This is a genomic window from Amycolatopsis camponoti (assembly GCF_902497555.1).
Classification (GTDB): Bacteria; Actinomycetota; Actinomycetes; order Mycobacteriales; family Pseudonocardiaceae; genus Amycolatopsis; species Amycolatopsis camponoti.
This window is the reverse complement of record NZ_CABVGP010000001.1, coordinates 3,444,929-3,469,658: the sequence shown is the minus strand read 5'-3', so window position 1 is coordinate 3,469,658 and position 24,730 is coordinate 3,444,929. Positions and strand designations below refer to the sequence as shown.

Annotated in this window: 17 protein-coding genes and 2 pseudogenes; 9 read left to right on the top strand and 10 right to left on the bottom strand. The window is 61.4% G+C overall.

Annotation, left to right across the window (positions count from 1 at the left end; genetic code table 11):
- Nucleotides 1-6 precede the first annotated feature (6 nt).
- Nucleotides 7-357 carry a CU044_2847 family protein gene (locus AA23TX_RS16420; protein WP_155543376.1) on the bottom strand — a complete coding sequence of 117 codons (351 nt, stop codon included), beginning with the start codon at nt 355-357 and terminating at the stop codon, nt 7-9.
- Nucleotides 358-1,048: 691 nt separating this feature from the next.
- Here AA23TX_RS16420 and AA23TX_RS16415 point away from each other — a divergent pair.
- The 3 genes from AA23TX_RS16415 to AA23TX_RS50175 all read left to right on the top strand — a co-directional run bounded on the left by AA23TX_RS16415 (nt 1,049) and on the right by AA23TX_RS50175 (nt 3,876).
- Complete coding sequence (locus AA23TX_RS16415) at nt 1,049-1,309, top strand: hypothetical protein (protein ID WP_155543375.1); 261 nt, start codon at nt 1,049-1,051, stop codon at nt 1,307-1,309.
- Nucleotides 1,302-2,969, top strand: coding sequence for a pentapeptide repeat-containing protein (locus tag AA23TX_RS16410; protein WP_155543374.1), 1,668 nt, complete (start codon nt 1,302-1,304; stop codon nt 2,967-2,969). The genes AA23TX_RS16415 and AA23TX_RS16410 overlap by 8 nt, the downstream gene beginning before the upstream one ends.
- A 451-nt stretch (nt 2,970-3,420) precedes the next feature.
- A complete protein-coding gene (locus tag AA23TX_RS50175) occupies nt 3,421-3,876 on the top strand; it encodes a recombinase zinc beta ribbon domain-containing protein (protein WP_230862524.1) in 456 nt (151 codons plus the stop codon).
- A 297-nt stretch (nt 3,877-4,173) separates the two neighbouring features.
- On the opposite strand, the gene AA23TX_RS16400 is transcribed toward AA23TX_RS50175, so the two are convergent.
- Nucleotides 4,174-5,868, bottom strand: a complete 1,695-nt coding sequence (locus AA23TX_RS16400; RefSeq protein WP_155543373.1) for a DUF262 domain-containing protein — start codon at nt 5,866-5,868, stop codon at nt 4,174-4,176.
- A gap of 202 nt (nt 5,869-6,070) precedes the next feature.
- Here AA23TX_RS16400 and AA23TX_RS16395 point away from each other — a divergent pair, with 202 nt between their 5' ends.
- A complete protein-coding gene (locus tag AA23TX_RS16395) occupies nt 6,071-6,640 on the top strand; it encodes an NYN domain-containing protein (protein ID WP_155543372.1) in 570 nt (189 codons plus the stop codon).
- Nucleotides 6,637-8,919 carry an NACHT domain-containing protein gene (locus tag AA23TX_RS16390; RefSeq protein WP_196425346.1) on the top strand — a complete coding sequence of 761 codons (2,283 nt, stop codon included), beginning with the start codon at nt 6,637-6,639 and terminating at the stop codon, nt 8,917-8,919. The genes AA23TX_RS16395 and AA23TX_RS16390 overlap by 4 nt, the downstream gene beginning before the upstream one ends.
- A gap of 1,263 nt (nt 8,920-10,182) precedes the next feature.
- Here the strand turns inward: AA23TX_RS16390 and AA23TX_RS16385 are convergent.
- Both AA23TX_RS16385 and AA23TX_RS16380 read right to left on the bottom strand, forming a co-directional pair.
- Entirely contained in the window at nt 10,183-10,425 is a 243-nt protein-coding gene (locus AA23TX_RS16385; protein WP_093577150.1) for a hypothetical protein, read from the bottom strand.
- Between the two features lie 805 nt (nt 10,426-11,230).
- Nucleotides 11,231-12,223, bottom strand: a complete 993-nt coding sequence (locus tag AA23TX_RS16380; protein ID WP_155543370.1) for an IS481 family transposase — start codon at nt 12,221-12,223, stop codon at nt 11,231-11,233.
- 83 nt (nt 12,224-12,306) lie between these two features.
- Between AA23TX_RS16380 and AA23TX_RS16375 the strand changes: the two genes are divergently transcribed.
- Both AA23TX_RS16375 and AA23TX_RS16370 read left to right on the top strand, forming a co-directional pair.
- A complete protein-coding gene (locus AA23TX_RS16375; protein WP_155543369.1) occupies nt 12,307-12,549 on the top strand; it encodes a hypothetical protein in 243 nt (80 codons plus the stop codon).
- Nucleotides 12,550-12,761: 212 nt separating this feature from the next.
- A complete protein-coding gene (locus AA23TX_RS16370) occupies nt 12,762-14,234 on the top strand; it encodes a recombinase family protein (protein WP_230862522.1) in 1,473 nt (490 codons plus the stop codon).
- A 240-nt stretch (nt 14,235-14,474) separates the two neighbouring features.
- Here the strand turns inward: AA23TX_RS16370 and AA23TX_RS16365 are convergent, their stop codons facing one another.
- The 5 genes and pseudogenes from AA23TX_RS16365 to AA23TX_RS16345 all read right to left on the bottom strand — a co-directional run.
- Nucleotides 14,475-15,170 (bottom strand): LbetaH domain-containing protein, encoded by a 696-nt coding sequence (locus AA23TX_RS16365; protein WP_155543368.1) that lies wholly within the window; start codon nt 15,168-15,170, stop codon nt 14,475-14,477.
- 17 nt (nt 15,171-15,187) lie between these two features.
- A complete protein-coding gene (locus tag AA23TX_RS16360; protein ID WP_155543367.1) occupies nt 15,188-16,459 on the bottom strand; it encodes a hypothetical protein in 1,272 nt (423 codons plus the stop codon).
- 104 nt (nt 16,460-16,563) lie between these two features.
- Nucleotides 16,564-16,902: pseudogene (locus AA23TX_RS16355) on the bottom strand (transposase); the annotation flags it as partial.
- Between the two features lie 11 nt (nt 16,903-16,913).
- A protein-coding gene (locus tag AA23TX_RS16350; protein ID WP_155544481.1) for an IS5 family transposase occupies nt 16,914-17,716 on the bottom strand; the annotation gives its coding sequence in 2 pieces (ribosomal slippage) (nt 16,914-17,380 and nt 17,380-17,716; 804 coding nt in all).
- 54 nt (nt 17,717-17,770) lie between these two features.
- Nucleotides 17,771-18,688, bottom strand: a pseudogene (locus AA23TX_RS16345) (IS256 family transposase); the annotation flags it as partial.
- 100 nt (nt 18,689-18,788) lie between these two features.
- On the opposite strand from AA23TX_RS16345, the gene AA23TX_RS16340 reads away from it, so the two are divergent.
- Nucleotides 18,789-19,337, top strand: coding sequence for a hypothetical protein (locus tag AA23TX_RS16340; RefSeq protein ID WP_155543366.1), 549 nt, complete (start codon nt 18,789-18,791; stop codon nt 19,335-19,337).
- A gap of 1,408 nt (nt 19,338-20,745) precedes the next feature.
- Entirely contained in the window at nt 20,746-21,021 is a 276-nt protein-coding gene (locus tag AA23TX_RS16335) for a hypothetical protein (RefSeq protein ID WP_155543365.1), read from the top strand.
- 65 nt (nt 21,022-21,086) lie between these two features.
- Here AA23TX_RS16335 and AA23TX_RS16330 read toward each other — a convergent pair whose 3' ends face one another.
- On the bottom strand, nt 21,087-24,599 hold the full coding sequence (locus AA23TX_RS16330; RefSeq protein WP_155543364.1) for an SIR2 family protein: 3,513 nt from the start codon (nt 24,597-24,599) through the stop codon (nt 21,087-21,089).
- Nucleotides 24,600-24,730: the final 131 nt, after the last annotated feature.

The following is a 24,730-nucleotide window of genomic DNA, read 5'->3' as shown; positions in this document are numbered from 1 at the left end:
CAATAGTCAGCCGTCTCCACCGGGCTTCCACTCCAGCGTCACCTTGACGTTCGCCTTCGCCGTTCCTTTGACCAGGATCGCGGTCAGCTGGCCGCTCTCCACGCCGATCTCGCAGCCGAACTCGACGCCGACCTTCGCCGGTTTCACTTTGCCAAGCCCGCCGAGGACTGCGTCCGTGACCGACCGGGTGACCGAGCCGAGCGCCTCGGTGAACTCGCCGAACGACGGCACCCGAGCGGCCACCTCTTCGTCCTCGGCCCCGCCGACCAGCACCGCCTCGACGTACACCGGGTGTCCGCCGATCTCGACCGGGATCCGGACGGACCTGTCCGACAGGAATTCGTCGTCGATCGTCACGCATATCCTCCACTCGTCGGCTCCGGCCATCCTTGCGACCACCGCCAGACGTTTCCACCGCGATCACCCGGATGCCGGGCACGGGCTCAGTCATGGATGTTCGATTTCCTCGAGCATCACCCGCCGTACACCGGCACTACGACATCACCGCCGCGGTGAACCTGAGGGGGTGGCTGTGATGGGCCGAACGACGCTACAAGTTGGCCTCGACCCAGGACCCACCGACCCACTGCGATGCCCCTCAACCAGCTCAGCGGCCGGGCCGTCGTGGCAGCGGCTCGCCTGCCCGGATGGCGACGAAGGAGTACTCGTCGGTGTCGGTGTCGATTCGCCTCAGCCATACCAACACCGAACTACTCCCGACAGATCTGAGATCACGCCAATAGGACTGCTAAACCTCGCCCCGAGATCGCGCGGCATATACCTTTGACTCCCATACCGTAGCTGATCAGCATCATCACCGCGATATTCGCAGCTCTCGATGCACTGCGACTGATCGAACATTGGCTTCTGGACGTGTCGCACAGGTTGTCACCTGTGCATTGGCGTCCCAGTTTGGGTGTGGATCGCGATCGTGCGGCGGGAGGATGCCAACAAGGTCGCCACAGCACAGACTCCGGTCGGGCGGGTGTTGTAACCACTTGGCCACATGAGGCGACTATGTGTTCAGACAGTGTCCGGGAGGTGATCGATGCCGCATCAAGGCACGTGGCGGGCGCTTGCCGCGACCTACGGCATCGTCGCTGGCATCCAGCTCTATCTGGCATTCGACACGAGCGCGCGATGGGCCTGGGTTCTCGCCGCGGCAGGCGCCCTGACCGCGGCCGGATTCGGTGCCGCATCCGCCCTGCAGAAGCGTGCACTGTCCGCCGAGCACGTGCACGCCGTCCATACCGATGCCGGGTCGGGCTGTGAGCTAGAGGCCGTCGAGGCGAAACACAGGCATGGCTGACGAGATCACGGACCGCTACCTGCGGCGAGCACGGAAAGCACGATCGACCCTCAACGTCGGCGCGGCGATAGTGATCCTCGCAGGGCTATTGTCAATTTTCGGCGTTCCCATCGATCCAGCCTCGACACCTCAAGCAATCAGACCTCTGGTGGCCAACAGCCCAGCAATCCTGGGCGCCGGAGGCTTGTTTTTGATCATTTCCGCAGGCCGCCGCATAAGATCGACAGCGTATGCCATCACTCGCGACAGAAGGGCCGAAGTGCGGCACCGTGCGCCAATTCGGTCGCTACGATGGTGGATGATCCTGCTGGCGGTCGCCGCAGTCGCGGGCGCGACATGGGCGGCGTTGAACTGGCTGTTGCATGAAGCCGATGCAGCCCCAGTGCGCGCTACCGCGCGAATTGATGCAATCAGGACGTCCATGACCGTCGCCGCCGGGCTAGGAGCCGGCCTGGCCCTCGCGCTGACCACGCGGCGCCAGTGGCTGGCGGAGCGCGCCCAAGGACATACCGAGGACGACACCGCGGACCGCAGGGTGACCGAGCTCTACACGATGGCCGTCGGGCAGCTGGGTTCGGACAACGCAGCCGTGCGTGTCGGAGGGCTGTACGCACTGGAACGCCTCGCTCAAGATAACGCCAGCCACCGGCAGACCATCGTCGAAGTCATCTGCGGCTACCTCCGCATTAGCGACAACACGCTGCGGAATCCCTACAAGGCCATGACCGCGGACGCATCGATCGCTGACGGCCGAGGCACGCTTTCAGGCGCACCCGATCGTCGCACCGACCGGGACGTCGCCGAGCTGCAGGTCCGACTCACCGCCGAGCGCATCCTGACCACCCACCTACAGCCCGACCGAAGCTGGGCCGACATTCCCCACAACCCAAAATTCTGGTCGAACATCGACCTCGACCTCAGCGGCGCCAACCTTGTCGACTTCAACCTCCACAACTGCCAGGTAGCCAACGCCAATTTTCGCAACGCCACCTTCGCCGGCACCACCGACTTCGGCGGTATACGCTTCGAACGACACGCAGACTTCACCGGCACCGAATTTCTCGGCGATGCCGACTTCAGCCTGGCCGAGTTCCTCTGGCATGCCACATTCGGACAAGCACACTTCGGCGAAGATACCAGTTTCGAGTGGGCCGAACTCTGCGGACGAGCCGATTTCCACAACTGCATATTCGGCGGTACATCAAACTTCGATCGAGCCCAATTCAACCGGCACGCGACATTCGGGGAGGCGACGTTTTATTCTTTAGCCAACTTCACTCAAGCGCAGTTCAGTGAGTCTGTCACATTCACCCGGGTAACGTTTCACGGACGGGCCATCTTCACCGACGCACAGCTCGCGCAACAAACCAATCGATCCGGCCCCGTCTTCCAATCCGCTCGATTCGGCCAGGGCGTCCGCCTGGGCGACAGCCAGACGACGCACTCGACGAGACTGGACCACGCGCCGTCCTGGGTTCGCACGTGCCTACACGGCGCCGCTGCCAGGACGGACATACCGTCGCAGGAAACAAGGATCTGGTTTCCCGGCTGGAGCGTCGGCGACGCACCTGCGAAGCAGCCGGACGACTCGCCGGGGACATGGCGACACCTGCAATCCCACTACCCTGAGAGCCTGCCGGAGAGCGAACTTGGTTCGTAGTCGCTCCGAGTCAGGCAGATGATCAGGTATCTGGATTCCGCGGAACTCACCCGCCACTGGAACGTCCTCACCGCCACGCAGCGGGAGGTCGCCGAGGAGACGATCCGAGGGCGCGGCATGATCGTGGCGGAGTACTTCGACGAAGGGTGTTCACGTCGCCTGTCCTGGCGCGAACGGCCGGCCGCGGCCCAACTGATGGCAGCCGCGGCGGGACCGAACCGTTCGTTCGATGTTGTCGTGATCGGAGAGTACAAGGGGGCGTTCTACGGAGACCAGTTCGACGCCGTGCTGACCGCACTCCAGGCGCAAGGTATCGAGCTGTGGCTGCCCGAAGCGGACGGTCCGGTGAACCTCAAGGACCCGGTGCACCAGGCGTTGATGCTGCTGCTCGGGTCCCAGTCGCGTCGCGAGGTGACACCGGACGAGGCACGAGTGGATCGTCCGGACCGTCTTGGGCATCCTCGAAAATCCGAGGTACACGGACCGGCAGGTGTGGAACCGGCACGGCGCCAGAACACCCGGGCCCGCCCACCACGATGCTCCAGCCCGACCGTCGGCGGCACCAGGCTGGGCAGAGTCGGAGAAGGTGGCGCATCCGGCGCTCGTGGACGAGACGACGTTCCTGGCGATCCAGGGCATGCGCGCGGCCCGGCCCACACAGCACGGTGACACGAGGACGCATGTGCTGTCGGGACTAGTGCAATGTCAGCTGTGCGGCCGCCGACTGGACTCGCACTGGGTGAACGGCCGCCCTGGCTACCGCTGCCGTCACGGCCACACCAGTGCTCGCAACCGCCCAGCAGAGCTCGCCAAAAACGTCTACGTCCGCGAAGACCACCTACTCAACGATCTCCGCGTGCGACTCGTCGAGATCGTAGACGATGACAGGTCCATGATCGCCGAATAGCTGAGAACGAACGACCTGGCGATCATGTGTGGCGGCCCGACCCGAGAAGTCAAGCATGCAGCCCACAATGCGCACCTGCCTCGATAGATCAGGCCGTCGGCGACCAGCTGTTGTTACTCTGACCTGTCCGCGACACACAGCTTTATGGGGTAATTGAGTGTCCGAGCGACTTGCACACTGTTCACACAACTCCAGCTCCGTCGGTAACACAGTGCTGATCGCCAGACTTCACTCTAAGCACTAACAATCTCAACTTGGTGAGATATAGATCAAAGAATCTTTAATATGGAAACCTCCTTAAAATCTCGGCCATATCTTGGCAACGTTCTTCGCCAAGACACTCTGCCTCTTATCTACAACACCAGGACTCCATGCCTGAACTCTCGAAAAATACTTATTAATTCCTAATGATGACTCCGAATAGATGGGCTTCTTCGCGGGAAACGGCTTATTCTTAGCGACGTTATTCAGTCGCTTATGAATTAAGGTAAGATTTCCTAATCGATTAATCCATTCGTCATGGTCGACCCACTTTCCCCAAGTTGCTTCAGGTGCCTGTGGATACACATGCTCAATCCAGAGCGTTTTCGAACCGGCCACAGTCTTTTCTGGCCGCTGGCCCGCCAGAGCGCCCTGAGAGTAATCTTCAAGTGCCTCTAGGACATATCGCTGATATCCGCTTCGCGCCAAAGACAATTGCTCGAACCTGCTTCTGATTAGCGCATCTTCACCGAGATATGGCCGCAGATTGTCTGATACAACTGACAAAGACTGCCGAGAACGAACCAATTGAGCAACACGGTAAACGGCTTCTTCCAAATCCGTCGACTCTCCACCCTGAATCACGTTCCAACGTACAAAAGTTGTGACTAGCCTACGAAGAACCTCTGCGTGCTGAACATGATCGTCCACCAGTACAACCTGAGCACTCAAAGCGGCAGGAAGCAGACTCTTAGCACCAAGGGTGTTGATCGCCCGCAACCAGTGTGTACAAGATTCGTCGGGATGCGTTGCTTCTAGAACATTTTTGTAGTATTCAGCATCAGCAGCGAGACTTTGCGTCAAAGACAACGGCGAGTCAAAAGGCGGCTCAGCGTCATCTTGCTCAAGGGTGTTCTTTATCTTACGAAACAACGAATGGGATTTAACGTCTCCCATATAAGTTATATAACTATGCCGCAAGAAAGTGTCAACCTTCGGAGCCGAATCCGACAACTCGTAAATGACACGCCACGCGTCCTCGGCTTCAGCATGCTCAGACCTATTCAGCTTCCCAATTAAATGAACACGAAGTAGGTCCAACGTAGAAAGATCTTTACCGCGATCGTTGAGTCGCTCGAAGACTTCGGTGACATCATCCCATTTATCTGCAACAACTTGCACAACTGTTACGTTGTTGACCACAACAGAATAAAGTACTCGACATATCTCAGATTTATCCAACTTCGACTCTGAAGCATAGTTTTCGATCTGTAGCCGAAAGAAATTTTGAGCCTTCAATAGTGCTCGCTGACTTGCAGTCTTCGGCACCGCCTTACCGCGTCGCTCAGAAGGGTAAGAAAGAACCCATTTTTTGAAGAATTGGTCGTCATACCTTCCCAGTTGAATTCTGTATTCACGTGGGCCATCTAACGAGATTGGCAGATCAGTGATACACGAATGGTCAATACGGTTAGCTTGCTCGACTGCGCCCCCCTCGTGCAATACATCACGAGCTACGGCAAGCATTACAACAAGTGTCGCCAGTCGTTGCTGACCATCGAGGACTTCGAGAGTTCGGCCACCCTCTTTGATCTGACCCACAATGCTGCCAATAAAATACTGTCGTCCACTGATGTTATTCCGATACTTTTCATAAAAAGAAATTAAATCCTGCCAAAGTTCGCGCAGCTCAGATAGCTCCCAGCTATACGGGCGCTGATGCAGCGGGACTGCGACTCGGTAGGCCGTCAGCACTTGCTGGATCGTTGACTCGCGTCCCTGGATACCCATGTGTTGACCTTACCCGACTTGCTCCGACCACACACGCCAAACACGCATGGCATTCAAATAATTCGGTCATATTCACGCGCATCAATACTAAAGACAAGGAACGTTAACGTAACGCTAACATAACGTTGCACACTTCGCTTGATTTTCGCTGGTGATCGTGTACGATGCGTGCACGAAATAACATTGCGGAGGTGTCGTAGCATTGTCCAGTACCATCGTGCTAGTCGATCTTTTTAATGTCGGTCCGGGCGCAAAGACTGATCGAGACTACGAAGACCTCATGACGTTAGTTGGCGACCTCATTAGAGGTTCACTAGTTAACCGGACGAAAAGTAGCGAAGTTCACGACATTGATTGTCGACTGTATGGTGGCTTCACTAGCATTCGCGGGACCCCAACAGAGCAATACAGCCGCACGCTAAAAAAAATTAGACTGCTAAGAACCCTTGAAGACCGCGTACGCATCAAGCCGCACATTGCGAAAGCGCTGGCGCTGGTTCCACAGGCAATGCTAATAGGCACCTATAAGAACGGCGGCCAGAAGATGGTCGACCAGATGCTTGCACTTGACGCATGCCACTTCGCCGAATCTGCCGTTTACGATCGCGTCTGCATAATAGCCAATGATGACGACTACGTCCCAGCCGTGCTCACGATGAGCAGAAAATATCAATGCCCAATCAGTTGGTTGCGCAAACGAGCAACAGCAGAAAATGATCAATGGTTCGGCGGGACGACAGTATCGATGCTATACGACGGAGCATGGAAATGAACTCGGAAGAAATCTTCGCAAGCAATCTGTCGAAGGACCTTGCCGCGTTCGCGGATCCAGGCGCCGAAGTTCAAGTACTGCCAGCGTCGGAACTCGAATTTCGCGGCAGCTGGTATCAAGACGGAAAATTGCGCTCTTTTACGTTCACTAGGGCTACGATCGACTCATCATGGCCTGACGGGGTAATTCAAGGACAAACGCGGACATCCTACAGATCGTTTTTGTCAGGCGCAGGCATGGCTGACCTGCGCGGGATAGCTCGAAACACAATCAACGTAATAAGTGCACTACCTAACTATGTAACTCTAGACGCCAACCTCATCGGCGAGCACGACGAAACAGGTGAAAGCCTAGATTCGTCGACATTGATCCAAAGCCTGGCGGAACCAGGCGATGGCAGAACGAATGTAGTTTTTATTACCGCAGACGCCGGCGTAGGCAAGACAAGCCTTCTACGTCACCTCGTTCGCAGTAAAGCGATCCAGTATATGGAAGGGGCCAGCAGTTCCCTTTGGCTATACGTGGATGCACAGGGTCGCAGACTTGCACAGCTTGACGAAGCAATCGCAGCGGAGCTCGACGATGTTCGAGCAAAGATTCCATACCATGCTTCTGTCCCACTCGTGCGGAGCGGAGCTCTTGTTCTGGTCGTAGACGGGTTCGATGAACTTATCGGCAGCGTTGGAAGTTACGACGAAGCGTTCAGCAGCCTGGCAAACTTCATCTCAGACTTGGATGGTTATGGCTGCATAATTGCCGCAGCTCGAAGCACTTATTACGAGCAAGAGTTCCTTACTCGAAGTGCGTCTTCTTTGGGATCTTTGGCAGACAGTTGGATACTGACAGCAGTTCGACTGCTGGACTGGTCTCCCGAAAAACGCCAGCAGTTTATTCAGCAACACACTTCAGCGATTGCCGATATTGCACACGAAACAATTAATCAAGAGATCGAGACAATCCTGCAGGCCCCCGAGGTTAAAGACGTTGGCTATAAGCCGTTCTTCGTTTCACGGACTTTGGATCTTCTTTCAGACGGACCATTACCGAGTGGGTCTGGCTTACTTGAGCGACTTGTCAGCGCCTATGTGTCACGGGAGGTAGAACAGAAGCTGCGATCTCCGATAAATGGTGCGCCGATACTCAGCGAAGAACAGTACCGTCTTCTACTTAGCGAGATCGCCGAGGAGATGTGGCTGCAGGAAACGCGAGAGCTATCCAGCACTTCCGTACGTGAGATAGCTGAAATAATCGGGAGCACCATCGGACTAAGTGGCGACGGACTACGTGAGGTTGTCGAGCGACTTCCGTACAACGCGCTTCTATCGCGAGGTAGCCTGCCAGGCAGCGTTGCTTTCGAGCACGATATATTCTACTCGTACTTTCTTACAGAGCCACTGTCACGCGTTTGGGGTCAGCGATCGGAAGTCTCACTTGAACGAATCTTGAGGCGTGGTCGACTTCCTGAAGAGGCCGCATCGTTGGTAGGTAAAATCATGCGCGAGCGTAACAATACTCAAGCTCTACTTGACGTTCTATGTAAGTCAGTACTCAAGTCATCCGGCGACAGAGAACAGGTGAGCAGGAACGCCGGTGGTCTCGCCGCGGGAATTTTGGCCGATAATGAAACATCTGGCATTACGGTATCGAACCTTACTTTTGGCGATGCTCCCTTCGGGCAAGCGACCGTAATTCGTGGAAGTTTCAAGGATTGCAGCTTCGTAGGCACGAACTTAACAACAGCCGCTTTCATCAACTCCGAAGCGAATGGGTCGACCTTTGATCGGATCATCGTTGACATTCGTCGGACTCGCCTTGAATTGCATGGTTTGCAGATTAGCAACTTCAACGGCCTCGGCATTTTGACCGATAGCGCCGAGGAGTGGCGATTTTCGCCAAGAGCCATACAGGAATCTTTGGCTCAATGCGGACTGCCCGACGCGCATGTTGAAAATGTATATGATGTACGAGCAGATGTCGTCGATACCCTAGAAAGGCTTTGTCGACTCTATCTGAGGACTAATTCCCTGACAGAAGACGACACGCTAATGTCTCGCATTGTCGCCAATCCTTTCTGGAAAGGCATACTTTCCGCCCTCGTTGCTTCTGGCACAGTGGAATTCGAGACGAAGCAAGCCAGCGGGCGAAAGGTGTTCATCAAGCGCACGGTCCGCCCGCAAGATATTCTGCTTGGCATGCAGCGAGATAGTCCAGTGTCAGAAACCATCCGCGACCTCTGGCAAATTCTCGAATCAGAATTTCCTTCCATCGAATCAGACTGACGTGGAGCCCCACATGCGATCAATTAAGTCCGATCGCTTGTCAATCGACGGAGAGTTGGCTTCCTGCATCGGTTCGCATCGAGGCGTTGCTTCGAAACACCCGGTTGATCCAGCCAGAGGAGCAACTACCTCCTAAAGACATGAGCTGCAGGAGACAAGGGACTCTGGGCCAGGTAGCCGAGGCGCCAGTCGCCGAACTATCTCACCGAGGGCCACCGAATTGTTAGGACAAGGGAGTCTGTCGCCGCCTCCCAAGAATGGTCGCACCCCGGGACCCACATCACGTAGTCCCCCTGACAGTTCATCGTCCTACTACCGCCGGTGAGATCCACGCGAAATTCGCCTGAGATCAAGATCACCAGCGTGGTGCGCCAGTCACCTGACATCCACGCTGAACGCCGGTCCCCTGCACTGTGGTGCGCCCACTTGACCTCGACGTCCTCAGTAGCACGAACACCTTGTGCTGGTTCGATGAAGTGCCCCACCAGCCAGCCGCGGGTGTCGGCTGTGTCGTCCTTGGCGTTGCCAGCGATCCAGCCGCCGCTCGCGGGTTCGTCGTCCATTCTGTTACCTCCCGGCTTCAGTGCTCCAGCACCGGCACGTAGCTTCCGATCGCTTGCATCGAAGCGGACGTCGGATGCCGACACGAACGGACTCGCCGTTGACCCGCACCGTTGGTGCCCACTAACCGACCTCACGCTGGAACGTCTAGCAGAGGTCGGCGCAGCAGCGGGTGGTGATCGGCCGTCACATGCTGGCTGTCACGCTCCCGTCTGGTGTGACGACTCGAAAGGCCAGCCGAGCTGCGGAAGCCATGATTGTGACGGCTGGGACTGGTGCCGCGCCGCCCGTCACGACTGATCATTCGGGCCTCCGCGCGCTGGTATTCGAGACACCGCCCGTGCCGTCACAACTCGGCGTCCCCCCCGGGGGGACGACGCGTGGTCGGAAGAAGCTTGACAGCGGCGAACGTGACCCGACTCAACGCGCCGACGTGCTCTGCGAACCTGTCCCCACCGAGGGACGACAAGCGGAGCTTCTTACGATCTCCTTGGGTGCATACCTCCAGGTATCCCGCCGCACGCAAGAACTCGGCATGCGTCACGAAGGATCGTTCATCGAGGTGTAGAGCGCTCCGAACGGCGACGTCGTCGCTCCAATCGCCGTCGGCGAGTAGGCACGCAATGAACAGGCGGACTGGCACGAGGAGTAACGGATCTAGCTCCTGCTGAAACGTCGGCAGAACGGCCCGTATGGGTGGCGTCACGACTCGGCCGCCGGGAGTTCGCTGGTGGGGCGTGGGGAGCGCTGAAGGCAGATCAAGCACGGCATGCCGAGCGGGCGTTCCAGCAGCTCCAGTTCGCCGGGGCCGAACGTGGCGTCGCAGTACGCGGTCAGGCGCTCCGGCATGGCGGCGTCGGCCGGCAGCGGAAACAGGTGGACCACGCGGCGAGTCTCGCCCACCGTGCCGGGTAGCGGGCGCGCGATGATCAGCCTGGTCGTCATCGCTCGCTCCGCCGCTCGTGGCGTCCGGCGAGGACGGGCGCGATCGGGGCGCTACCCGCCCCCGCCGGAGTCTGGGACCCGCGAGCGCGAGAAGTGCGGGCGCTGTGCGAGTGGGCCTGTTCAGGCACGTTGACCTGCGGGACGTGCTGGAAGAGGCGACGCCAGCGTGACGGCTTGCGGTGCCGCGGTGGGTGAAGGCGCCGTTCGACCGCCGGGAGCGTGGTCCGAGCTGCCAGGAACGCGCGGCAGCGGACGCACGGCCGGCCGGGGTCACCGGCAAGGCCGGCGACTTCGACATCCCGACGATCAACGGCCGGCGCGCGTTCGAGGAGGAACTGCGCGGCGGACAGGCCGGACGGCGGCGGGTCATCATCGATGACCTGGCCAGCGTCCAACCGCAGGCATCGGCGTGCTTGGAGGCGCTCGAGTTGGCTCTCACGCACGCGCCGACCGCTCCGGGCGTCACCCGCGCCGCAGTTCTGATCTCCAGCCCGGAGCAGGCCGCGCTCTGGGACAGCGCCTTCGAGCATGGCGTCGCTGTCGCGCTACGCCGCTACGCCGCTACGACCAGCAGGCCCTGCGGGTCTGGACGATCACGCGGCAGATGTTCAGCCATGACGAGCGTCTGCAACGACTTTGGGGCCTCACCAGCGGGTGGCCGATGCTCGTCGAGCACGCCGCCACCCTTGCTGACAGCGAGGGCGCGCAGGAGCCCACCGCCCTGGACGAGCTCGAGGCGTACGTCAACAGCCCGGCCGGTTTCAGCGACCTGCTCGATGGTGTCGGTCTCACCCGCGATCCCGACCTAGCTGTACTGACCCGTGAGGTTGGGGACGCGGGTGGCGGGTGGTTTGCCGCCGAGTGCGGTGTGGCCGCGGTGGTGATTGTAGGTGTGCAACCACCCCGGATAAGCGCCCCGTCGTTCACGTTCTGAGCGGTAGGGGCGTGCGTAGGCCCACTCCTCGAGCAAGGTGCGGTTGAACCGCTCGACCTTTCCGTTGGTCTGCGGCCGATAAGGACGGGTGCGTTTGTGGACGACGCCCGCCTCGCGCAGCGTGTCGCGCCAGAGATGAGACTTGTAGCAAAACCCGTTGTCTGTCAGCACCTTGGTGACAATGATACCGACGGACGTGAAGAACTTCTGTGCTCGTGTCCAGAACTCGGTCGCGGTTTCTTTGGTCTCGTCGGCCAGGATTTCGCTGTAGGCCAGCCGCGAATGGTCGTCCACGGCGTTGTGCAGGTAGCTGGATCCGACGTGGCTGTTGCCGTTGCGGTCGCGTCTTTTGCCTTCGGTGAGGGTGCGGTGGCGTTGCCCGGCTTGCCGCCCCACCGCCCGGTGGCCGCCTCCGTCGGGGATGTTGCCGAGTTTCTTGATGTCGACGTGGATCAGGTCACCGGGTGCGTCGTGCTCGTAGCGGCGTACCACCCGCCCGGTGGCGCGATCCAGATAAGTCAGGCGGGCCAGCCGGTAGCGAGACAGGACCCGGTGCACGGTGGCGGGGTTGAGACCGAGCAAGAACGCGATCCGGGCCGGCCCCCATCGGCGCAGTACCCGGACCTTGATGATTCGTCGTTCGGTGCGAGCGGAGGTTCGCGATGGGCTGTGGTGCGGACGTGAGGACCGGTCGGTCATGCCGGCAGCACCATCGGCGCGGTAGCGGTCGGCCCAGCGTTTCGCAGTGGTGACCGCGACCTGGAATCGCTCGGCGGCACGCCGCAGCGGCCATCCGTCGTCCACGACACATCGGGCCAGCCGCAATCTCCCGGCGGGGGTCAGGGGTGCGTTAGCGTGGGTCACGAGGGTCTCCTGGTAGCCGGGGTAGATGTCGCAATCCACACCGAACCCGGAGGCCCTCCCTTTTTACAAGATCATCCGATCACGTGTCACCTCGTACCCAACCTCCGTGGTCAGTACACCTAGCGCGCGCCTACGCCTCGATCGTCGCGCTCGTCGACGACCAGAAAGTCAGCCGGGTTGACCTGCAGGCGGCCGCCGACATGGACGGCTCCGCCACAAATGTCGTTGAGCGGCTGATGGCGCTGCAGGTGTTCGACACACACAGCGATGGCCTGTACAGCGTTGAGCTGCGCCTGCTGTCTGCCTGGCAGGCGTCGCTGACCTGACCGGTGACGCCTTCGGCCGATTCGGACACCCAGCAGCCCCGACCGTCTCGGTTGGGGCTGCTGGCTTCGCAACGTCAGGTGCGGAAATTCGGTGACTTGCCGGTAGAAAGTCCGCGATCTGAGTTAATCGCGGTCACCTTCAGGACCCTCCAGCTTGCTCGGCCATGTGCCGATAACATCCGCCTCGTCGCATACGTCGTTATACGGCCGACGTGCGCCCGATCCGCTGCGCCGAACGGGCGGACGAACTCGACCACGCCGTCATAAGACGTCAGCTTCGCCATCGGTCCAACGTGCATCCGCATCAACCACACCCGGCTCAGTTTCCTCCAGCGGACAACGCCGCGGACTTACTTGCGCAGTGGATGAGCCGAAAGAACCAGATCGGGACTACATCCACAGACGTCCAGGTGAACGGCATACGGTTCGCGTTCTACGGCCGCACGTCGACCACCCGCCATCAAGACCGCGTGTCGTCACAGGGCTGGCAACGCGACATGGCCGACGAGTTAGTCGCGGGCCACGGCCAGGTCGTCGCCGTCTACTTCGACGCCGGCACCTCACGCCGCGTCCTATGGCGCCAGCGACCGCAGGCTGCGCGGCTCATGACCGAGACCTCCAGCCCGGAGTCCGCGATCGATGCGATCGTGGTCGGCGAATACGAACGCGCCTCCACCGGCACCCAGTTCGCCACCCTCTACACCTGGTGCAACCGCCACGGTATTCAGCTCTGGCTCCCCGAGACAGGCGGGCCGGTCGATTTGAGCAACCGCGATCACCGGGCGCTGGTGTCGCTGCTGGCCACCCAGTCTCAGCGCGAAGTGCTCCGTGCTCGACATCGGGTACTGGCGGCGATGCATAACCAGGTCACCCAGCAAGGCCGCTACCTCGGCGGCCGACCACCCTACGGCTACCAGCTCGTCGACGCCGGTCCCCACCCCAACCCCGCCGACGCCCGCTGGGGCCGACGCCTCCAACGCCTCGCACCCGACCCCCGAACCGCACCCCACGTCGCCTGGATATTTCGGCAGCGTCTCGCCGGACACAGCGTCACCAGCATCGCCCGCGGCCTGAACGAACGGAGCGTGCCTTGCCCGTCGAGCGCCGACCGGGACCGCAATCGCCACCGAACCTGCGAGGCCTGGACCCTACGCACCGTCGCCGTCATCCTGGCGAACCCGCGATACACCGGCCGGCAGACCTGGAACCGCCGCGCCACCGACACCAGTGGCCCAGCGTCCCTACCTGCACTGTCTGCGAAGGCCGCACATCCTGCACTCGTCACCGAACAGAACTTCCTCGCCGCGCAGCAGATCCGAGCGGCGCGACCAACCCACGACGGCCGGACCCGTCGGTTCGCACTCGCCGGTTTGATTCACTGCGGCGTGTGCGGTCGGCGACTGGACTCGCACTGGAACCACGGGCGACCGACCTATCGCTGCCGCCACGGCCACACCAGCACCCAACGCGCGAACCAGCCGCGACCGAAGACGCTCTACATCCGTGAAGACCACCTCGTCGACGAGCTCAACATCCAACTTGGACATGAAGGCAACGACGGCCACGCCACGCGGGAGTTTGACCGACCACGACACAGACGTGTGGCGGCGGCGCTGCGCGACTCAGGAAAGATCATTGTCTACGACGGCACCGAATGGCGCCTGCAGAACATCGATTCGAGCTAAGCTAGGATCGTCCCAGCTTCAAGATCGCGTTTCGCGATCCGTGGGGTAATACTGTGTCCGAGACTTGAACCCCCATACGTGGGATATCTCCCGTGTTCGGGGAGATCATGCCAACACCATAGCTCAACGTGACACATCTCGTCCATTGCGCAGGTCTCGCTCGCTGATCTGCAGCAGCGTGCGACGTCGCCCGCTGGCACGAGTTCCGTGGCGGCACTGTCGGACGCGGATCTGCAACACTCAACGCCACTTCGCTGTCTCGACGTGCTGCCGCAATTTGAGGATCTCGCCGGGACCGTGGTAGCCGCGGACACTCGTATTGGGATAGACCCGGGCTCCGCGGCCAAGCAGTGTGCCAGGATTCAGCACGACATTGCATCCGGTTTGGACGTCATCGCCGAGGATGGCTCCCAACTTCGTCAGGCCGGTGTCGTAGACTACGCCGTCGATCTGCACTGTGAGCGTCTTCTGGTGCCTCAGAGCGGTGATGGACAGGTTACTCAACTTGGTACCGGCCCCGAGATTGACTCGGCTGCCCAGGATGCTGTCACCCAGGTAGGCGAAGTGCGGCGCCTTGGCTCCCGGCAGCATGACCGAATTCTTCATTTCCGACGCGTGGCCGAGGACGGCGCCGTCCAGCAAGATGCAGTTCTGCCGGACGTAGGCGCCGTGACGGATCACGGCACCCGGCCCGACATACGCCGGCCCGCAGAGGTAGGCACCAGGTTCGATCCGGGCTCCCGCGGCGACGAACACGGGTTCGGGACCGATCACCGCGCCCGCCATGACCTCACCCTCGATCACCTGCCGGCCGTCCAACCACGACGCCACGACATCGGGCAGACGCGGCAACAGCTCCCACGCGCGGTCGATGCCGCCGAACAGCCGGCCGGCAGTCAGGTGATCGAGAGCGAAGAAGGTACTCGGCTGCACCATCGGATCACCTTTCGGCTTCAGTGATCGACATTCGCGACCCAACACCGGAGGGCCCGCTCGACGGCACGTCCGACCAGGTCGACCATGGGCTCCTCGGGGTCACCATTCGACAGGTAGTGGACGAGTGCCGCGTTGAATGCGTTGTTCTTGCCCGGCACATCGCGCGACGGTGGCAATCCCGGTTCGACCGTCACAGGAGCAAGCAGGCAGCTGTCGACGACGACGAGGGAAGTGACGGATTGGGCGGTCACCTCGCCGCGCACCACCGTCACCCGCGGGAGCAGATTCGGCCGTTGCGCATAGGTCTTCAGCTTCTCCGCCGTCGATAGGCTCTCGTCCACCTCCTCGCCGGCCAGGGCCATCAACCGGTCCAGCTCAGGCGGTGTCGAGATGTAAACGTCGATCAGTTGCATGCTGAAGGCTTCCAGCAGGGCTTGGGCCGGCATGAGATGATCTTCAGGAAGGAACCGGCCGTGGTCGATGCAGACGATGAGATTCGGCGAAAGTCGTTGGAGGGAATCACAAAGTTCGTGATGCAGGCCGGTCCTGAAATAGCCCGAAATGTGCAGCACACCGCCTCGCCCGGCTTTCTTCTCCAGCTTGCTCAGCACCGGGCTCCAGTTGAACTCTTCGAGCGCACCCTTGTGTGTGAAAGTCGTGCGGAAGGTGGCGTCTTTTTGTTTGAGGTGCACCGAAATCCCTGATTGCTGCCCCGGATCACCGCTGCCGTAGTGGCCACGCTTGATCCACGGTTCCTGGCGCAACAGCCTCTTCAACTCGTGACTGAGGACGCCGAGTCCCCCGATCTTCGAGTACAGGTAGCTCTTCGTGCCGAAGTTCTCGTAGAGGTAGTGGCCGACATAACAGGCCGACCCACCCCACGAACAATGCACCCGATCGAGGTTGCTGTACTCCTTGTCTTCGAGCTTCGTCACCCCGACAGGCCGCACGAGCAGATCGAGATAGACCCCACCGAGGATGAAGTAGCCCCGCCGCCGGCGCAGCAACCGCCGGACAGTCTCGAACCGCCATTCGAGCCCCACCTGCCGGTGCCGCATGCCGGTCTTGACCCGCCAACTCGGGTAGAGACGATCAGCCTGCCGGCCCACCGCCCGTTCGAGCCAGTCCGGCCCGCTCTTGATCACCACCCTTCCGTACCGGAGAAGCGGTCCACGAAATAATCTCGCCAAGAGACCGACCACCACGACAGCCAAAGCCTTCGTGGTCAGTTCGATATAGAAGCTCTGCGAGGCCAGAGCATCGGCTATCACGTGCATCGGCTGCGCCACCCTTCAGCGGAACGTAGCGAACTGGAGGTAAGACCAAGAGTCGGACCGGGGAAAGATACTGTTACCGAGGCTCGGACGATCGTTACCATCGCGTACTTGCAGGACCAACGAGGGCTCGTGATGGTCCGGCGTTTGCGGGCGGTTCCGGTCGGGTCGAGGCTCAAGATCGCCAGGTAGACGCACTTGAGCGCGGCCTGCTCATTCGGGAAGTGCCCACGGGCCTTCACCGCGCGGCGGATGCGGGCGTTGACGCTCTCGATCGCATTGGTCGAGCAGATCACCCGCCCGATCTCCGGATCGAACGCCAGGAACGGCACAAACTCCGCCCACGCGTTGTCCCACAACCGCACGATCGCCGGATAGCGGGCGCCCCACTCCTGGGCGAACTCGGCGAACCGCTCCCGCGCGGTGGCCTCGGTCGCTGCGGTGTAGACCGGCTTGAGCGCCTTAGAGGTCAGTTCAGAATGAGTTTGCGGAGGCAGATGATCGAGCAGGCGAGGCTGAGGATGGCTTGATGCACGTCGGCTCGTCGTTCAGTGCGGATGCGCAGACGGCGGAAGTTTTTGAGCCAGGCGAAGGTGCGTTCCACAGGCCACCGGACTTTGCCCAGGCCTGAGCCGTGTTCGACGCCGCGGCGGGCGATGACCGGGGTGATCCCGCGGGCGCGGACCAGGCGGCGGTACTTGTCGTGGTCGTAGCCGCGATCGGCGTAGAGCCGGCGCGGCCGACGGCGTGGCTTGCCGACCAGGCCGCGGATCGGTGGGATGGCGTCGAGCAGCGGGATCAGCTGGGTGACGTCATTGCGGTGGCCGCCGGTGAGCGTGACCGCAAGTGGGGTGCCGTGGGCGTCGGTGATCAGGTGGTGTTTCGAGCCAAGCTTGCGGCGGTCGACCGGGCTGGGGCCAGTGTGGTCCCCCCTTTGAGGGCCCGCAGGTGCGTGGAGTCCACCAGCGCGGCCGAGAGGTCCAGTAGCCCGGCGGCACGTAGCTCGGCGAGCAGGCGTTCGTGCAGCTGCTGCCAGACGCCGGCCTCGTGCCATTCGGTCAGCCGCCGCCAGCAGGTGGCCCCGGAGGCGCCGAACAGCGCCGTCGGCAGGCGGTTCCAGCCGATACCGGTGCGGATCACGTACAGGATGCCTTCCAGTGCAGCGCGGTCGTCGGCGCGCTTGCGCCCCGGGTAGCGGAACCGCCGTGGATGTACCGGAAGCAGCGGCTCCAGCCGCTCCCACAGCTGGTCGGTCAGAACCTCCTCACGCATACCAACATCATCGAAAGCCCCGCATGCCAGGCAAAGACGACACGCCGACTCATTCTGAACTGACCTCTTAGCGATGGCATCCCAGTGCTGGCGCCCCGCGCAGCGGAAGCTGTCGCGCAGCAAGTGCACGACGCAGGTCTGGGTCATCGTCTGCTCCGAGACGGCGGTGATCGCGTCGGGCAGCCCGGTCAGCCCGCCGCAGACGACCATGAGCACGTCGGCCACGCCGCGGTTCTTCAACTCGGTGAGCACGTGCAGCCAGTACTTGGCGCCTTCGACGCCGTCGCCGGCCCATAGCCCGAGGATGTCGCGGCGGCCCTCGCAGGTCACGGCGAGGGCGACGTAGATGGGGCGGTTGGCGACCTGCCCGTCGCGGATCTTGACGTGGATTGCGTCGATGAAGATCACCGGATAGACCGGGTCCAGGGGCCGGTCCTGCCACTCGACCATGCCCTCCACCACCTTGTCGGTGATCGTGGAGATCGTCTGGCGGGACACCTCGGCGCCATAGACCTCGGCCAGGTGCGCGGAGATTTCCCCGGTCGTGAGGCCTCTCGCGGCCAGGGAGATCACCATCTCGTCCACGCCGCCCAGGCGTTTCTGCCGTTTGGCCACGATCTTCGGCTCGAAGCTGGCATCCCGGTCCCGCGGCACGTCGATCTCGACCGGGCCCACGTCGGTGAGCACGGTCTTGGCGCGGGTACCGTTGCGCGAGTTTCCGGTTCCGCGACCGGCCGGGTCGTGCTTGACGTAGCCGAGATGGTCGGTGATCTAGCCCTCGAGTGCCCACTCCAGCAGTCGTTTGGTCAGCTGCGCCAGCACCCCGCCCTCGCCGGTCAGCGCCAGCCCGCCGGCCTTCGCCCGGCTCACCAGCTGCGCGACGAGCTGCTCGTCTAGGTCGTCCAGGCCGTCGACGCCGGTCTCGGGCTTCGAGTCCTCAGCGTTCTCCACGCCGGACATCATGTCGGTCATCAGGTGCACTTCCATGATCGGGAGTTACACCGCTCGTTTTACAGTCCCGGATGATCTATCACACGTCACCCGAGTGCCGTTGCAGTACTAGGTTAGCCTGATGCCATCAGGTCAGGTTTCGATTTGGATCCCGCTGGGCGTAGCCGTACTGGGCATTGTCGGCGTGGTGATCGGCAACGTCGTGAACAACCGAAGTCAGAACAAACGTCTGCTGATCCAGGCGCTGGACGACGAGCGGAAAACTCTTCACGCCGACAAGATGCGGATCTTCGCCAGCTTCATCGAGGTGTTCCACGAGTGGGCCGAGGTACTTCACCACGCAGTCGACAAGTTGATCAGCGAGGATGAGCCGCCTTCATCGGACGTTGCCACCCAGCTCAAAGACCTGGGCGAACGCATCAGGCCGCGAGCGGCGCAACTTTACCTCGTCGCCTCGCGTGACCTGCGAGACAAATGCGACGGCATCATGTGGCTCTACCGCGACACAATCACCGATCTCTGCGCTGATGCGCCCTCGGTGACGTCGGTTGGCAAGGTGACCGCGGAGGATGTTCCACTCGACGCGTACTACGAGCTGCTCAACCATATGCGAGCCGAACTGTCGATCGATCCAAAGAACGCTGCGGCGCAGTGGGACAACTACGGCTGAGATCAGCCCAGCACGATCATCTGCCAGGACTTGGCAGGCTGCTGTCCACGTAGCAGCCAGCCGGAGACGGCCATCACCGCGATCGGGAGCGCATCAGGCTGCTGGGGTCGGCTACGATGGACGTTGGCGTGACGCCCTTGAGCACGGGTAGGGACAACAGCTCAGGTCCGCTCCTGGTCCTCGTCGACGCAAAATCAGCGGACCGTTGCGGCTCCCGTCGGCGGTGGTGTGCCGGGCCGGCCATGAAGGGGTCAGCCGTCGTGACTGCCCCGACCACTGCCGCGTTATTAGAGCCCACGGGCTCACTTATCCCATTCTCCGCGAGACGTCATGGCGCCAGTGGCTCCACCTGCTAGTCCACACAGTCCCACCTACTGGCCCCAACCCTTCCAGTAACTCGCCGCGACTGAACGCGCCATCGGCCACCGACAACGCCCGCGCAGTCCTCATCACTCAGCAACACGAACTCCGCCACCGAACCCCCAGGCTGTGGGCAACCGGGCCGCCCGCGCGCGACACGCACTCTGGGGCTGGCTCGGCCGCTACGGCTATCGAGCCAACCGCCTCGTCACCGCCCTCGGCGTCGTACTCGTTCTCGCCGCAGGCCTCGGCCTGCTCGCCAGCCACGTCACCACACACGTTCCGGCCACCACGCCGCCGAACGCGTCCCACCCGCCACCGCGAGCCCCTGCTCACCCGTCGAACTCATCGGCCTCAGCATCGACCGAGGTCTTTCCTCGGCGCGACTGGCCTACGCGCCCGCCTCGACATCGACACCGCCACCGGCAGGGGCCAGTCCTTCACCGTCATCCTTTGGACACTCCAAGCCCTCCTCTGGGCCCTGGCCACACTCACCATCGCCGCCTACACCGGCATCGTCCGCAAACCAACTTGACAGGCTCACCTGAGAAGCTCAGCAGCACGATCGCGAGTCGCCCATTGGGATAGCGGCGCCGCCAGCAGGAAGTTCGGCCGAAGCCGATCCAGGTCACTCAAACCCCCTCGTCAGGCAGCAACCGGATCGAAGCAAACGGAAGGCGGAGATCCTCGCGTGCAGCTTCCACAAACTGCTCAAAGGCCGCTGCGGCTGGTCGCCGTACCTCACTCCAATCGCTCACAGTCAGTCGACTGCTCTGCACCTCGTGAAAGATTCTTGTCACCTCGCGGTCCAGCGACAACGAGTTTTTGACGACACCCGTCGATCCATGTAGCCAAACAGCCGCGAGCGCATTGTCCCAGGTCTTATCCTGGCGGGCATTCTCCGTGGCCTCCGCAAGACGACTAGTGCCTGCGAAGGCGAGCTCGACCCCACGTCGACCCTCCAGCACGCGGGCGTGCGCGAGGACGACGTGCTCGTGCTGATCAACCGCAAGTCACTGGCCGACGGCTGATGGCCCTGCACCCCCGAATGCTGACCGATCTGCTCGACCTCGAGGTCGAGCACGCGCGGGCACGGCAGCGCTCTCGCGCCGGAGACCTCCACTGTTACCGTTTCAGCCTACTGATGACGCTGCGGCCAGCCTGGCATGCGCCACAACCTCGAGCTCATCAGCTCGAGCCCGCCGCCAGCAGCCTGTACCTCGAGGTGGCCGCCGCCGTCACGACGTTCATCCAGGCCGGCCGCTACTTCGATACGCGCTCCAAGCGCTACGCCGACTCCGGCGCCGCCCTACGTGCGAGTTGACTTGACGGGAGGACAGCGCCCGTTCAGGTAGTCCCGACTCCGCACTCGAAGCCAAGATCTCGGTATCACCACTCACCCGCAGACATGCAACCGAGTCTTAAGGCGGCGGCGATGACCGCGTTGATGTCTGACTCCTTCACTCTGCCCCGAAGGCGCCTCACGATCCGAGCCAGTGGTCTACATTCCCAGAAGGGCGGCTCAGTGTGCTTCATCAGGTGCGCAAGGAAGGCGCCAAGTTCATCGGGTGCCGAATCGAGGACATCACTGTCTAGTTTGCGAAGAATATGCGAATGGGCCTGGAGACCCGCCGGACTCGCAGTTGCCAGCCTGACAGCTTCCGGGACGAATCGGCCGAGGTACAACGTCCACACAGCTAGCGCTGACGCCTCCTTAACCGATAGCCGACGCGGAATGCTGACAATGCGCCCGCGCCAATATTGCTCTATCCAGCGTCCCCACTGGCTTTCCGCCGCATCGGCCGGAAGAACGGCGAGTTGCCAGGATACCTGGTCCATCCACTCGACGCTGAGCGCGACGTCGCCATTCGCGGTAAACCGGCGCGCAAATTCCAAGGCATCCGCTTCACTGAACAGGGAGATCGCTGCTGCGTGCACGCAAAGCTGGCGGGTAAGCTCGACACGCAAGAAGGAGGCGTTCGACGCCGTATTAAGGTATAGCTGCCGGAGCCCGGCATCGAGAAGCTGGTCGTTCCAGCGCCCCCATATAAGGAAGCCGTCCCAAACGCGCCGCGCTCGCGCCGGAGTCGACCAATCGAAAAGCTGCAACAGGTGCTGCTCACACCACACCCGGTCCGCATTGAAGAAGAAAAATAGTTGGCTACCCAACACGGTTTCGGCCATCGCTGAGCGAGAGTCATCGCCTGAGATCATGAGTTCCAGCTGTCGCTGTGTATCGGCATCTAGGCCGGACCAGCTGTCGCCCGCATCCCGCCACTCAGTCGAGATCGTTCTCGTCCAGAAGAGAGCGACGCGGCCCGCGTCGTTGTTGATTGCTTCAATCAACCAGTCCTCAACATCGACGTCGGCCGGTCGCGTCTCGATCGCCAACCAGAGCCTTTGGGCAAGACCCTTCGCAGCCGGGTATCGATGCCATTCGGTTGAGCTCGTCTCGCCCTGGCCACTATCGGAAAGCATGCGCGAGACGCTTTCGCTCACGCTCGCCAGATCTAATCCCGTCAGCAGTTGCAGGATCTTGTTCGCGTCATCGTCGGACACGAGAGCCGCCGACCAACCTGTGATCACAGCTCCGACGACCGATATTTCGGAGTCAGGGATACCACGCAAGATCGCGAAGCCATCCCCGGGAAACTCGCGAACAGTGTCCCTGATCAGAGCGAGCGCAGACTCCCATGTTGGGCCCTCGAAACGGAATCCGCCGTCATCAAGTCGTCTCAATTCTTCGATCACACTGGCAACGTCCACACCGATCTGAACATGAAGCTCCTCCGTTGTCATCGGCGGCACCGGGCGCACCCAGCCAGTGGTCATGCTCGAAACTAGGTCGGGGTGCTCGCGCACCTCGAAATCCGGGTACTGTTCCCGGATTGCACCCAAGGCTTCGACGGCCGCCTCCAGATCTGGGCGGTGCCGGTTAACCCAAGTCAGTATGTTAAACTGAGCGTAAGTGCGACTGCGGAGAGCCTCCGCGCCGTCGCCATCTCCCTCAGGCCCGGCCATGATGTCGTCGACAAGACCGTTCGCTTGCGCCTGTTCAGCGTCAGGCAGAGCAAGTGCAAGTAAACTAAACACCTCATGACGAAGATGGTGTACATAAACCCAGCTCTTTCCTCGAAGCCACTTGATCTTCTCAGTGCTGTCGAGGTCAGGTCTGTGGATAAACCCGTGCAAAGCAAGTCGATTGAGCAAGGGGGCGTCGGCATCTGCCCAGTCGACTAGGGTTGCGGCGCCAAGAGGATGACCAGCCTGAAGCAGCGACAAGAGGCTATCTCGCGCCGCATCAATAAGGCTGTCAATGGGTTCTCGACGCGCGTCCTGCGAGTGTGGCTCGATGGCTGACCTACCGAAAGATACAGGATCGAAGGAGTTGCTGGCTGACTCCGCTGTCGCCAATAACTGCCAGGCCCGGCGAAGGTGCCTCCCTACGATCGTCAAAGTTGCCGCGGCAAGACGGGACAGATTAGGTTGAAAGAGTTCGCTCCACGCTTGGTCGAGCCCGTGCGTCGATCCGCGCAATTCGATCGTGAAACGCATCTTTCCAGGTAGCCCGAACGACACTTGAGGCCGCGCGTAAGGTTCGGTCAACTGATCGAACAGCAGCAGTATGATGGTCTCGTCCTGTGGCCACCGCGACTTCGTCAGTGCGTATTCGAGCCAGTCAGGGCTTTCTGCCGACGCGTTCTCGATCAGTTGCACGAGCCACGGGGTGAGCCACGCAGGCCGCGGCGCTGGGGCCATGTGCAGGGCGTGCCCGATAGCCTCGCACAGAGTTGGCCCGAGCCGTCCATGTGACTCGCGCAGTACCGCGAATGCCGCCGTCGTAAGGCCCTCCTCGACGACGAAGTTCTGCGCGAACCAATAGGCCAACGAACGGCTGGTGTCGGTCGGCGGAACTGCTTCGTCGAATAGCTTCCGGAACTCCGGCTGGCGAGCTGTCCACTCCAGCCACTCCCGGCCTCGCGCCAGTTCGGTGAAGAGGCCAACCAGGTGAGTGTCGGCGACGACGGACTCGAGGTAGGACTCTTCCTCGGGGATCTGCGTAGGCGCCGCCGAAGTGAGTTCGGCGATTCGCCGACGGTGATCGAGCAGCCCCATCGACGCGCGCGTCGCCCATCCACCGATCGCCTCCGCCAGCGCGGCATGAGAGCCGTCGACAACGGGATACCCGACCGGACGAAGACCCAGCAAGCGCCAGTTCGGGGCATCTGGGTCATCTGTGAGGATGTAGCGCGCGGCGCCGGGCCCCAACGCACGCGCCAAGTACCGCATGACGACGTCGCTGTGGCTGTAGCCGACAAACAGCACCGTGTACGCGCCGAACATCCGCTCCAGGAACCGTGCCGCCCAGGCGTCTCGGAGGTACGCCCTTCCGAAGTCGACGTCTGTGACGACGAGTCGCCGAGGCTCCTGCCTCAGGTCTCCGTGCAGATACACGAGGCCGACGAAGTCATTACCCAAAGGCAGAGCCGGTCCCGAGTACTCATCGAAGACTGCCTCTCGACCGCGGAGCGCCGATGAAATATGCAGATCATAGTTGGTAGTCACGATGCGAATCTGCTGCGACGCGATCGCCAGCTCAGCGAGTGCCTCATGCAAGCGATTCGGTGACGATCCTAGCTTGTCGATGTGGGCGACGACCCGCTGATGGACATCAATATTCTGGTCTGATAGACGCCCCAAGAAGCCGTCCAGCTGCCGCCGGTCGTCCCCATCCGGCGCCGGTACCTCTGCTTCGGCGGCGATGACATTAGTAAGGCTTAGGAAATCTGGAAGACCTGACGGTTCGTCGAGCGAAGCGCCGGCGCCCACGAAGATCACCAACTCGCCCGACCTATGAGCGGTGATGAGTTCACTGGGGAAGTCGACGTCGCGGATCCACACGCCGACATTCTATCGTCGATCAAACCGGCCTCGGGAAAGCACTAGTCGCGGAAGGCCAACCCGTTGCAGGTCTATCGATACCGGTGGCGACCAGCTCGGTCGTCCCATCGAACAGCGCCGTTCGATGGCGG

What these genes read in the sequence shown, in the direction of transcription:
- AA23TX_RS16415 (WP_155543375.1), top strand. Translation starts at nt 1,049, where the DNA reads ATGCCGCATCAAGGCACGTGGCGGGCGCTTGCCGCGACCTACGGCATC.
- AA23TX_RS16410 (WP_155543374.1), top strand. Translation starts at nt 1,302, where the DNA reads ATGGCTGACGAGATCACGGACCGCTACCTGCGGCGAGCACGGAAAGCA.
- AA23TX_RS16400 (WP_155543373.1), bottom strand. Translation starts at nt 5,868, where the DNA reads ATGGGTATCCAGGGACGCGAGTCAACGATCCAGCAAGTGCTGACGGCC.
- AA23TX_RS16390 (WP_196425346.1), top strand. Translation starts at nt 6,637, where the DNA reads ATGAACTCGGAAGAAATCTTCGCAAGCAATCTGTCGAAGGACCTTGCC.
- AA23TX_RS16385 (WP_093577150.1), bottom strand. Translation starts at nt 10,425, where the DNA reads ATGACGACCAGGCTGATCATCGCGCGCCCGCTACCCGGCACGGTGGGC.
- AA23TX_RS16365 (WP_155543368.1), bottom strand. Translation starts at nt 15,170, where the DNA reads ATGGTGCAGCCGAGTACCTTCTTCGCTCTCGATCACCTGACTGCCGGC.
- AA23TX_RS16340 (WP_155543366.1), top strand. Translation starts at nt 18,789, where the DNA reads ATGCCATCAGGTCAGGTTTCGATTTGGATCCCGCTGGGCGTAGCCGTA.
- AA23TX_RS16335 (WP_155543365.1), top strand. Translation starts at nt 20,746, where the DNA reads ATGCTGACCGATCTGCTCGACCTCGAGGTCGAGCACGCGCGGGCACGG.